The following is a 12,214-nucleotide window of genomic DNA, read 5'->3' as shown; positions in this document are numbered from 1 at the left end:
TCATGCCTAAAAAGACGATTCAGCGCTCTCCCAGCCCGGCTCCAAGAACACATTCACCGGATAGAAACTCTGTCTCTTCTTTAGCAACAGACGGTATAGACAGAAGCTCCCCCAGCGACTCCCCTTTAACCCCAAGAGAAGCAGCTAAAGACTCTTTCAGTTCATTGAGGAACTTGTTCCGCACCTCCTCTACAGCCCTCAGAGGCAGACTAAGCGGTGGCTCCAGAACTCCATCACTGGAATCCAGCCCGAGAGACATGTACCAGGAAGAGACACATGAACCGCAGAAAAAGGAAAAAGAGCCTGAATCATTCAGTTCAACCCCGGAAGATTCCAGTGATGACATTGACGACCTGATCATCCCACAAGGAAAATCAGATAGCAATGCCAGCGTTCCCAGTTTGGCGGAAATGTTGCCGACGATCCAAATGCCAGCAGGAACTTCAGCGCAATCCTTTAACAGTACTTTACGCTCCCCCAGAATAATTGATGAAACACACAAACTTGTTTTTTCCACTTTTTTGCTTCAGATTAATTCTTCTTTTTTAAAAACTAATGGTCCTTCTTTTTTTCCTGGCACGGATAAATCATTCCGATTATCAGAATATCTCTGGCATACCCCTGAAACGTTAACCGCCTATGCACGATTTCAGGAACCATTAGAGATGGAACGTTTAAAAACCCTATATATTATTCAGCTGACCGACCTGTTTGATGAATTCATCAGCAAGCCTTATGCAGAACTTAACGCCCACACAGATGAAGAATACAAAGCCCTTTATGATTATTTGCTTGAGACCCTCAAAATACTGGGTAATCCCATGGTTTTTATGAAACCTCCTCTTCAGGATTATGTAATTGAAAGCCAGTCTCCAGGCTTACTGCAGTCAGAGCATACTCAGGTTTCAGCCGAATATATCGACAAACTAAGAAAGCAAGAATTAAGGAACCGGGCTGAATTTCTGGTCGCACGTTTGCGCTTTCAGCATATTAATGCCAATCCTCCCCTGGCAAAACCGCTCTTTGAATTATTGCAGCAATTACGGACTTCGAATGCTGAGGAACGGTATTCTTTAGCCATTGATGGAATAGTGAATACTTTAGTACAGTTTCAAATGTGTAAAAACTACTATCAATCATTAAGCAGCACGGGGCCGTCGGATTATATGTCTTTAAAACAGCTATTCCAGATGGCCCTGGGTTTATCCCCTGAAGAAACCCAGCTAATCACTCAAAGTTACATCAAAAAATTATATCAGGAATTAGCCCTTAAACTTCCCGAATGTTTTGGACTCTTTAAAGAGACTGTCGAACCTGACACTATTTTTCTGCCCTCTTTTAGTGTGTTATTAACAGAAGTACAAGGCAGGCTCAATGAATTTGCTGTAACTCACGAAAAAATACCTTATACCAATGAACTCAGACCAAACCTTAACAAGTTTATTATTATTAATCGGTTGGCTGAAATTTTAAATCCGCTCTTCATACGAGCAATTCAAGGTGTTGAAAAAGGGATGACTTTATAAATCATTTTATTGCTTTTTTGTGCCCACAAAATTATCATTGGCGCCCAATTAAAAGCATGGTGCCTTTATAAACGCAGCCTTTATTTAAAATTTAAATACTGAATGATGATAGATGAAATTATAGCAAAACTGACATTTAGTCCTGGAGAGTTCGAACTCGCGGAGGAGGACTGGCTGCAATTCAGCTCATTATACCATGAAGCTGATGTAGATGGGCGTATTCGTTTTTCTAACGCTATCACATCATGTAGTGGGGTGCCTGAATCACTGGTTCAGTCTGCTCTGGACAGGTTATGCCATTATCGTAACGCTGACAGTGACGCATATGAAAAACTGATAAGTGAATTGCAAACGCAACAAAGCAATGCCACAGAACAGATTAACCGCTTCCTGCAACGTCCCTTTTTTAATCACCTGGATTTAAGTCCGCTGGCCATTTCAAGAAACGAATGGTTGCTTATCATTAAACGATTTGAACAACAAAATCGACATGCAATCACTATGCCTTTTTTTATTGATTCGCTCAGCTGTCTTAGAAGAACAAGATACAGTGATTTAATGGCCTGCCTGAACAGCCCCCAACCCGGACGCCAGGTAAAGCGCAAATTTCAGACAGAACAATTAGCCTCAAGAAAAATTTTTCATCGATATCAGGAAGATGATGGGGTTAATCCTTTAGTAGTACTAAAACAGGATGATCCCCAATTACAAAGCGCGCTTGGAGCAACAGGAGTGCGTACTACAACCCTATTCCCTGCAACCCCGGAACGAAGCCATCCCGTGGTGATGCGAACTCCTGGCGGAAACAAAGTGCGACAGGTATGTAAAATCGGCGCCATTCCATTCTTTCAACCACTCAGTCCTTACGTTAAGGGGACAAGAGAGGGTCGTATTGATGTGCGTGACGCATCAAAATCCAGGATTCAGGATTCTCTTCCGCAACTGGAATTTGTAAGAGCCGAGCCCGTTGAATTTATAGCAACACGAGAATTACTCCAGGAGCGTGTCGGAGCGATAAGGCGAAACAAACCCAAAACCAGTGCCAGTAACGTTTTTAGAGCCCACGGTATTGAAATAGCACCTTCTATGGGGCGTTCCTATCATTGGGCACATCTCATAGCCCATTTCCTTGGTGATACTCAGGATATCTGTACTGAAAATGATGACAAAGAAATAATCAATGTAGTGCCATCCACCGCCGAGGCAAATTACAATACGCTTGAAGCCATAGAATTGTTCATCAGAAAAAAACTGGTTGAAGAGGCAGCAGACCAAATACACATTAAGGTCACTCCTCAATACAGCGGTGAAAGTTTAATCCCTGACTTATTAATCTATAATTTGAACTGGAAAGAACAAAATGTACCAGGTGCTGCTCTGGAGTTTAACGAAGTCTTCTACATCAATCCTCAATCCTATCAGCGCATAACCAAAAGCATGCATGAATCTATAGCAGTAGTAAGAAAGCATAGAAGCAACATGGTGTTCTTCCAGTCCCAGGACGAGAATAATGATGACAATATTCTGGTTTCGTCTGCGTCTAACAATCTGTAGGCACACAAAGCGAAATAAGCTATTTCTCTTTTAAGCATAAGTTTCATATAATCAAATTTTATCAGGCGATTATTTCCATGAATACTTTACGTATGGCTTTGCTTCTTTGTACCACATTGCTGTTCTTGTCCGGCTGTGGTCAAAAAGGTCCTTTATATTTACCAGAGGCCAAACCTACACCACAGTCAGAGAAATCAAAATGAACAACACGAAAGGTATTAAATTTACCAAAATGCACGGTCTGGGTAATGATTTCATGGTGTTGGATGGCATTAACCAGCAGATTGATCTGCAACCGACTCAAATTGCGGCTCTGTCCCAACGTAATACTGGCATTGGCTTTGACCAGTGTTTACTCGTACAAGCATCGCAGCATCCTGATATCGACTTCAATTACCGCATTTTCAATGCTGATGGCCAGGAAGTGGGACAATGCGGTAATGGAGCACGTTGCCTTGCCCTTTTTGTAACCCATTATGGTTTAACCACCAAAAAGAAATTAACTGTTGCCACGAAAACCACTCGTATGGAATTACACATTAACACAGACAACAGCGTCAGCGTGAATATGGGAATACCTGATTCCAATCCCACCAATATTCCATTGATTGCTGAAAAGCAATCTTCAGAATACTCTCTGGATATCCAGGAGAAAGAAAAGGCAACAATTCATGCCATTAGTGTAGGTAATCCTCATGCCGTATTACTGGTCGATGACATTCATTCAGCGCCAGTAAGCATTTTAGGACCACAAATCAGCTTGCATCCACGTTTCCCTGAACAAACCAATACCGGATTTATGCAAATTATGAATCCACAGCATATCAAATTACGTGTTTATGAGCGCGGTTGTGGTGAAACCCAGGCTTGTGGCAGTGGTGCAGTAGCAGCGGCAGCAATAGGACGCCTGTATCATGGCCTCGACAGTCAGGTTAAAGTCAGCTTACCTGGCGGTGATTTAATCATTGAATGGCCACATTTAAATGATTCTATAACATTAACCGGTCCCGCAACCTTTGTTTATGAAGGCGTATTACTTTCATAACACTGTTCGCAAAATTAAAACAGCTATTGAATTTTTTTCTCAAACAGTTATTCTGGGCACATCAACATGAAGTTCAGGAGGAGTATCTGTTGATTTCGTTTTATTCATACGTAACAAGGATGTAACTCTCTCGTTTCCTTGCTCTCCTGACCTAGATAATACAGTGAATGATGCAGATTCTCTGCTTTGTTTCAATGCCTGGCTGTAGGATTTTTGGAGAAAGAAATGCTGAACAACACACCAATGAATTTTGAACTGCTAAAAGTTGCCCTAAGCAGCAGAAAGTATTTAAATGAAATCAACCGTACAGAAGAAAGCCGGGAACAATTTTTAAACGATCTGGTAGCTAGTAAAATCGAGTACCCACAAATCATTGAATTGATTCAAATCGCCAAAAACAGACAAATCAAATCCCTACTCATTTCATTCGTGCTGAGTCAAAAAGAGTATCTGGATAATCTGCAGGGTGAGTCCTTCCTGACTCAGATCAGCACTAATAAAGACCATACGCCTTCTCGTCTGAACGCACTGACCCATCAACTCGATATAAAAAACCTGTCTCTGAAAGATATAGAGGGATTACAGCCTGAAGCCGCGGTCAGCATACTCTGCGCTGTTCCTCTCTTTCACCACATCACCGAAGAACAGGTCGATGCATTAATCAGACACTATCCCGAGCGAGCTTTACTGATTTATTGGGTAAAACATTTTGCCAATTTGCCAAATGCGTATTACATGTTGGCTCATTTATTAAAATGTGATTCTTCTTACTTATCTGCAGAATTAAATGCACTGGATGAGGTAAAAAAACAGGAAATTATTACCAGTATTCTTGAGCATTTGGAGCTCTTTAAACCCCTCCCTAAACTATTATTCGAAGGAAATAAAGAACAGCATCTTATCAGGGCAATTCACTTTTATCTGAATGGCAAACATCATGAACACTACGTAGCCTATATCCAGCGTTTGGCTGAGCATTTAATGAATAAAGCTTATCCTCTGTCTCTAGAGGCTATTCAGTTGCTTCTTTCACTCAATGAGCATCACGTATTTAGTAATTTAAATAATAAAACGCATTATCTGATGAATCACTATCTGAGAGTAAAAGCTAACGCGGGGGAAACTGAATTATTTTACACTAAAGGAAAAATTAACATATTAAGTATGGTGCAATCCGTCCAGCTTACCGCCCCCCAGCCAGTAGAAGAGCCCGAGCCTGAAAAAGGGTTCTTTGACAGCTTGTTAGCGCCGGCTAAACCGGATGAACCCAAGCAAGAGAAGGTGTGGGAAAAAATCCCGGAACATCCCATCATCAAAGAATTAGCGGTACGAAAGAAATCAGTCAAATCCTTTGATTATTTTTTAATGCATTACCAGGGCGATGGTAATAAAATCAAGGCCGTTGTTAAAGATTATCTGGATTTTCATATGCAGGAAGGGTGTACAGAAAATCGTCGGGTAACACTCCATCATCTGTCTATTTTGATGACCAGGCCGGAAATGCCAGCATCGATTAAGGAAGCACTCTACAGTGCATTTTTAGATTATCCTGATTTGTATGATGAACAGATAAGTTATTCCATGCTTTTGTTTGATACCAAAAGAACCTTGCTCCATTTTGGCATGCAAGGTGGAACAGAACATTACAACCACGTTATAAATTTATGTGACGAGGCGCTTAAAAAACTGGATCCTCAAAAACATGAGGACACTATCCAAATAGTTACTCAAGCTCAGGCTGAGGCCAAAAAAGAGTTAGGGTTTTATGAAGAAAAGGGGTTCTTTGCCCGTATATTTGAACGATTCATCCGCTGCTGGGTTTATGGGTGGACCGGCTTTTTTGCACCGAATCTACCGGTTTATGTTTGTCCGTCATATGAAGTAAAACCTGTAACCAGCATACCCCCATTTCCCGAAGGTGAGCCTGCCCAAGGAGATAGTGTAAAAGCAAATTTATCTTCACTACTGCTCGAATTGGAAACGCAATACAGTGAACCAAAGCGGGATGAACTGATAAAGATCTTGAGTACTTTCTCGTTCAGCACCAATTCTAGAGATGAACTGGTTATCCGGCATAAAATAAACCGTTTATTTCAAGAATTGCGTTCAAATGGCAAACAAAATAGTGAAATGAATGAGTGGCTCATAAAGAATAAGTCTGTATTTATTGCGAATCAATTTAAGCTTGTAGAAATGGTACTGCTTAAAGACAATCAAAATGAATTAGATTCCCTAATCAAACAAATTGATGAAGACTCAACGTTCCTGCACTCTGTAGCCAATGAATTGAACCGGGACTATCCAGAGTTCAAAGAAAAAATTGTACCCGCAGGAGAAAAAAGCCATGCGATCTTGCCAGCAGATGTAATGGGAAATGCGACTGTATTGGTAAATGATGCCTGGGAATGGACAAAAAATGGCGTATGGGGATTATTTGCAGGCACTCAAGTGCCACAAAGCACTCCGACAATTGCCGAACCAGCCATTCCTGCCGAATCAGCACAAACGACTCCTCCTGTTTAACCATCCATGCCCTGTATACGTTACAGGGCATATTTTTATATTTAAAATCATCCTCTTGACGCATCTATCGGATTAAACCTACAATGAAAAATTAACTCTCTGAGTTTAGACAAGTAAATGGATGAAAAGCGTAAATTTTTCAGGCTGAAAAACCATGGAGAAATCCTGGCCAAATCTTCAGAGCAGTCGCTCGAAGTAGTAGAAATATCTTCTTCCGGTGCGCTGGTTATCAAGAAGAATATAAATCTGTCTCAAACCGGCACCATCGAAATTATAATCAACAATTTTGACATGTTGATACATTATCAAATATTAAGAACCGATGAAGAAACCATGGTTTTAATATTTAAAAAGGAATTCGAAATAAATAAACTGTTCCGAGCGTTAAAAAATTTAAGGGACGAGCAAAGAAAATTGAATTGAATGGGCAAATACGTAGACCGTATTGAAAGGTGATTATGTTTCCAGTACCACCAAATCCCTTCGCTAATCCGTTGCCTCTCCTACAAATCCACGTCGTCCTGAGCGCGTCTTTTTGCGCGAAGGATCTCCCGATACTGGCACCATGCCATTTCCAGGAGATCCTTCGCGCAAAAAGACGCGCTCAGGACGACGTGGATTTAAGGGGAGGCGATACCTTGAAAACTCCGTTGAATGGGCAGATTTGCGTGCAGGTTGCACGATCTGAGCTAGAGAAAAAGCGGAGCATACATCAGATATGTGAGCATTTTTCTCTAGCTCAGATCGTGCAAGATGCACCAAATATGCCCATTCAGGGGAGTTTCCAGCGCTTGTGCATCCAGTTCCACTGCTCCGGATGCGCCAAAATAATCCTCTCTAAAGCCTGGTTATAAGCCAAAGTATTACGATACAACGATTCCTGGGTAGATTCATAATCCTGCCATGGGATAGGATCATGAAATTCCAAAACATGCTTACCGTTAGGCAAACGATAGCCTGCTGCCGGAATTACTGGCACGCCTGTATATCGTGATAAAGTCGCAATACTACGATAGGTTCCGGCTTTTTTTCCAAAAAATTCAACAGCGATACCGTCTCTATTGACTAAAGAAGCGTGTTGATCCAAAACAAAAATGACCGCGTGATTGTTTTCCATTGCTACACGGACTTGTTCAAGAGAATTGGCTTTGGGAATAACATTTAGGCCAGCTTTGTAATAGCTTTTAAATACCAGACGCTCTATAGGCTTGAAACGAAGTGTGCGTCTTATAAAATGAAATTGGCCTTTAAACTCTTTAAAGTTAAGCACACCACCTAAGGGCGCAACTTCCCAATTGCCAAAATGGCCGGTCACGACCAAAACACCCTTCTGTTCTGCTACAACCGCCAGCATTTTTTCATGACCAATGACTTCTACAGAATCACGCAATTTCTTTTCACTCATGAAACGCATTTGTATGATTTCTTTGATTGACTTTGCCAGATGCGAATAATAGGATTTGGCTAAATGCTGCTTTTGAGAATCAGTTAATTGATCTTTATAAACCTGATCAATATTCTTCAGGACTAATCGCTTTCTATAGGGTAAAAACCTATAAATAAATCGGCCAGCAAGGCTTACTGGCAACGCATTAATTTGTTGATGTAGTTCAGTCACAGGCTTTTATCACCAAACAGGCATTCATACTGGCAAATCCGCGATTTATCATCACGGCACAGGAATTGTTCTTTAGTTGCTGATGTGCTGAACTGACCGATAATCCTTCACAGGTAGTTGCAACTTGCTGTAAATTGGCAATTCCTGGGGCACACTTTGTTTCCAGCGCATAGGTAGTCATTACGGCGTCTAAAACACCAGAAGCACACAAGGTATGCCCTACGGACCATTTAAATGCGGTGACTGGAACCTTATGGTCTGCAAACACCGTTTTGATGGACTGGGCTTCACTTTCATCCGATTTGGTATTGCCATTGCCATGAGCAACTATAAGTCCAACATCTTCAGGAGTTAATCCGGCTGAATCCAAAGTACGGGACATTAAATCGGTCAAATGTTGTCCGTCTGATTCTATGGAAAATAAGCCTGCTGCCTCACTTGCAGATAGCCCGCCGGTAATTTCACCATAGCAGGTTGCGGAGCGCGCCTGTACGCTGGCTTCGCTTTCCAATACCAGGGCAGCGGCACCTTCTGCCAGGAGTGTACCATCATGTTCTGCATCAAATGGCTTTAAATGACGTTGGCTTACCACACCCAGTTTTTCATAATAAAATAAAGCCTGTGGCTCCACTCCCATGTCATAGGCGACTACTACGGCTCGGTCTGCCTGGCCGCTGCGAATTGCATGGTATGCTTCCAAAATGGCTTGTGTCCCACCGGCTGCATGATTGGTGACATTATGATTTGGCCCTTTGAAACCATAGGTAATGCCGGTATATGCAAGAACATTATTCGGTAAAATGCGCAGTAACCACATAGGATGCACTTCATCAAATAATTGACCGGCAAAGCCTTGCATATCACCTTGTGTTTTAGCCAGCAAAGGTAAAAAATCATATTGCTGAAAATACTTATTTCCTGGAGAACCTACGTAAACTGCTGTTTGTTCATTGAATTCTTCAGCAGAAGACAGTGAATCACGATAAGGTATCATTTGACTGTGTTCTACAGCCTGCATCGCGGCATTAATTCCCATTACGTCCTGTCGTGAAATCACTTTGATCAATTTTCGATCTGGCAACATTTTAGCAGGCTGAAAATCTTTTAATTCACCGCCTAAGCGATGAGTCCACTGCGACAAATCCCAATACTTGATTTCATCAATTCCGCTTGTTCCGTTAACTACCGAATTCCAGGTGTCATCAGCCGTAGCTCCGGATGCGGTTAAAGCACTGCGCCCTGTAATAAATACTCGATTGAAATCACTCATTTATTAACTCCTTCAAACTCAGGGTGCTTAAATAAAAGACAGCTATTGGAACCGCCAAATCCAAATGAGTTAGATAAAACCACACCGAGCGATTTTTCCCGAGGGCCATCAACCACATAATCCAAATCGCATTCCGGATCGGGAGTAGTTAAATTTGCAGTTTTAGGTATTCGTGCATGCTCTATGGATTTCACTGCAAGAACCGCTTCAAGAGCCCCTGCTGCTGCAATCAAATGCCCTGTCTGGCTCTTGGTTGAACTGGCAGGTAAACTGGCCACTCGCTCACCAAATACTGCTTTAATGGCATTGGTTTCGCTTAAGTCATTCATCTTGGTTGAAGTACCGTGGGCATTAATATAGTCCACATCACGCGCCTGAACACCGGCATCCTGAAGAGCTCTTTCTATTGCCTGGATAGCGCCATCACCATTGGGGTGTGAATCTGTGATTCGGTAAGAGCTGAGTGAATTGCCTTCACCAGCTAATTCGGCATAAATACGTGCTCCACGAGCTTTGGCCTTATCCCATTCTTCGAGAATTAAAAACGCAGCCCCTTCACCTAAAACAAAACCATTACGCGTCCCATCGAAAGGACGGCTTGCAGTTTCCGGCGTATCATTATAAGTAGATAACGCGCCTAAAAGACAAAAACTGGATAAGCCCAGAGGATTAATCATGGAATCAAATCCGCCAGCCAGCATAAAATCCGCTTCTCCTCGGCGAATAACTTGCATGGCTAAACCTAAAGCCTGGCCGCCTGATGCACATGCGGTATGAACTGAAGTAGCATAGCCTGTAATGCCAAATTGCTGGATGAGTAAAGACAAGCCAGAATTTGAAGTGGTTTTACCAAAATCGACCAGCTTGTAAAATTCTCTGGACTGAGCGTGAAGCTTGCTCCAATCTGTTTCACCGTCTGTCGCACAAACTTGTTGGAAGCGATTTAAATAGTCAAATTCAGCAGTCATCATGCCACTGCCAGTTACAATGCCCCAACGAGATGAGGTTTGCTCTGTAGGAACAATAGCTGCATCTTCAAAAGCCTGACGCGCTGCTTCCAGGGCGTAATGGGTAAAAGACATGGCGAATCGTGTATGCTTGCCGGTCAGTGAAGGATTGGGAGTGAAATTTTTCACTTCAGCTGCTATGTATGTGGGGAATGCGCTGGCATCAAATTGTTTAATTTCAGCTATTCCTGAATGCCCCGCCATTAAATTAGTCCAGGTAGAATGTACATCATTGCCTATAGGAGACACCGCACCCAAACCTGTAATCGCTACTCTTCTTTTCTTCATATCAGTTACCTTTAGGGACAAGCACTACATCCACCACACAGACTCGCTTACCCTCTACTTCACTTCGGTAAGTCAAAATCAGTTCTTCTTCAGTTAATTGCTTCACTTTTACCTGACAAACAATCACATCACCGGGCTGAACAAATTCGTTCATTTTAATTTTACGTAATTCTTTAACCTGATAATCTGCAGCAAAATGAGCTCGAGATAAAAATTCTTCTGCCAGGTTTAATTTACATTCCAGCAATACAGTCATTGGCAGGACAGGCTTATTGGGAAAATGATCTGGAAAATAAGGTGCCGAACGAGTAATCCGTTTTTCAGCAACCAGACTGACACCAGGATCGCTGGCAATAATCCGATCAAACATCATGGGAGCACAAGGCGAACCCTGGGTACCAATCAATTCATCCTGAGCAGGACTTAAATGCGCATTGGCAATCACCGACCAATCGCCAGGACGATAAATTTCATCAAACTGCTGTTTTATTTCATCAGGGTTTATAAAATCAGCCATGGGCAGTAAAGGTCCCAAGGCACCCTCTATGCTAAAAACAAGCTCATTTCCTACGCGTGCAACGCTATGATACTGCACGGCTCTATCGTCTAATCCATCAATGAAGGACTCAAGCAATAATGTTTCACCAACATAAGCCGGACGATGCAATTGAGCACTGGCCACCACGCCAGCAACAGGGCGCAAGGTAAAACCATTGTGCTGCATTACATTCCAGGCAGCTAACTGACCAAGCGTTTCACCGATGAGAGAGGGTATAAAGCAGGTTTTACCCTGTTTATCTATGGTCAAACAGCTGTCGTCTCGGGTAATGTGTTTCACACCCCTGACTAATTCACCAGGGGATAGTTCCACAATTCTGTCGACAAATAAGAATCGCATCAGGCAACAGTTTCCGCTTTTTGTTGGCTAACAGCGGCCACAACCAGTTTACAGAAGGTTTCTACCGTAAACAGCATAGGGATTTCGTTCACTTTCATATTCGCTTTAAACTGATCAGCAGGTACTTCGCTTAAATAATTTTTTAGGGCATCAAGACCAGCAGGAGTTAACGAACCGCCTTTTTCAAACTCATCTTCAGCAAGGTCACCACGAGCATTTTTTTCTAATTGCCCGCGAGGAATTTTAATTTTAAATTCTTTTTCAAGCTGGAACACCAAGTCAAGAAAATCAATGGATTCAGCACCCAAATCATTAATCAGACGACTATTTAAAGACACTTCATTTTCATCAATGACCAATACATCAGCAATAATTTCCCTAACTTTAGGGTAAACATTATCTACATTCATTCTAATCCCCAGAGATAATCAAATTCATAAAGCTACAAATTATATCATAGAATTAATATTAATCACCTATAACGA

The 12,214-nt window shown here is 42.0% G+C and carries 11 protein-coding genes; 6 read left to right on the top strand and 5 right to left on the bottom strand.

All coding sequences use genetic code 11. From position 1 onward, the window contains the following. Nucleotides 1–2 precede the first annotated feature (2 nt). The 6 genes from B094_RS0107265 to B094_RS0107240 all read left to right on the top strand — a co-directional run bounded on the left by B094_RS0107265 (nt 3) and on the right by B094_RS0107240 (nt 7,071). A complete protein-coding gene (locus tag B094_RS0107265) occupies nt 3–1,526 on the top strand; it encodes a hypothetical protein (RefSeq protein WP_155823702.1) in 1,524 nt (507 codons plus the stop codon). Between the two features lie 102 nt (nt 1,527–1,628). Further along, on the top strand, nt 1,629–3,080 hold the full coding sequence (locus tag B094_RS0107260) for a DNA/RNA non-specific endonuclease (RefSeq protein WP_018577147.1): 1,452 nt from the start codon (nt 1,629–1,631) through the stop codon (nt 3,078–3,080). Between the two features lie 77 nt (nt 3,081–3,157). Continuing rightward, a complete protein-coding gene (gene lptM / locus B094_RS16840; RefSeq protein ID WP_018577146.1) occupies nt 3,158–3,283 on the top strand; it encodes an LPS translocon maturation chaperone LptM in 126 nt (41 codons plus the stop codon). Beyond that, nucleotides 3,280–4,125, top strand: a complete 846-nt coding sequence (gene dapF, locus B094_RS0107250; protein ID WP_018577145.1) for a diaminopimelate epimerase — start codon at nt 3,280–3,282, stop codon at nt 4,123–4,125. Before lptM ends, dapF begins: the two co-directional genes overlap by 4 nt. Nucleotides 4,126–4,350: 225 nt before the next feature. Next, nucleotides 4,351–6,648, top strand: coding sequence for a hypothetical protein (locus B094_RS15875; RefSeq protein ID WP_018577144.1), 2,298 nt, complete (start codon nt 4,351–4,353; stop codon nt 6,646–6,648). A 117-nt stretch (nt 6,649–6,765) separates the two neighbouring features. After that, nucleotides 6,766–7,071: a PilZ-like domain-containing protein gene (locus B094_RS0107240; protein ID WP_018577143.1), complete on the top strand. Its 306-nt coding sequence runs from the start codon at nt 6,766–6,768 to the stop codon at nt 7,069–7,071. Between the two features lie 349 nt (nt 7,072–7,420). On the opposite strand, the gene B094_RS0107235 is transcribed toward B094_RS0107240, so the two are convergent. The 5 genes from B094_RS0107235 to B094_RS0107215 are packed head-to-tail and all read right to left on the bottom strand — an operon-like array spanning nt 7,421 to nt 12,139. Then, nucleotides 7,421–8,266, bottom strand: a complete 846-nt coding sequence (locus B094_RS0107235; protein ID WP_018577142.1) for a lysophospholipid acyltransferase family protein — start codon at nt 8,264–8,266, stop codon at nt 7,421–7,423. Continuing rightward, entirely contained in the window at nt 8,259–9,536 is a 1,278-nt protein-coding gene (locus B094_RS0107230; protein ID WP_018577141.1) for a beta-ketoacyl-[acyl-carrier-protein] synthase family protein, read from the bottom strand. The genes B094_RS0107235 and B094_RS0107230 overlap by 8 nt, the downstream gene beginning before the upstream one ends. Continuing rightward, nucleotides 9,533–10,831, bottom strand: coding sequence for a beta-ketoacyl-[acyl-carrier-protein] synthase family protein (locus tag B094_RS0107225; protein ID WP_018577140.1), 1,299 nt, complete (start codon nt 10,829–10,831; stop codon nt 9,533–9,535). Before B094_RS0107225 ends, B094_RS0107230 begins: the two co-directional genes overlap by 4 nt. Before the next feature lies 1 nt (nt 10,832). Further along, complete coding sequence (locus tag B094_RS0107220) at nt 10,833–11,729, bottom strand: ApeI family dehydratase (RefSeq protein ID WP_018577139.1); 897 nt, start codon at nt 11,727–11,729, stop codon at nt 10,833–10,835. Continuing rightward, the gene (locus B094_RS0107215; protein ID WP_018577138.1) at nt 11,729–12,139 is read right to left on the bottom strand and encodes an acyl carrier protein; all 411 of its coding nucleotides are present in this window, start codon (nt 12,137–12,139) and stop codon (nt 11,729–11,731) included. Before B094_RS0107215 ends, B094_RS0107220 begins: the two co-directional genes overlap by 1 nt. Between the last annotated feature and the right edge of the window lie 75 nt (nt 12,140–12,214).

Source organism: Legionella shakespearei DSM 23087 (genome assembly GCF_000373765.1).
Classification (GTDB): domain Bacteria; phylum Pseudomonadota; class Gammaproteobacteria; order Legionellales; family Legionellaceae; genus Legionella; species Legionella shakespearei.
Note: the sequence above shows the minus strand (reverse complement) of the source record. Positions and strands in the feature narration are given on the sequence as shown.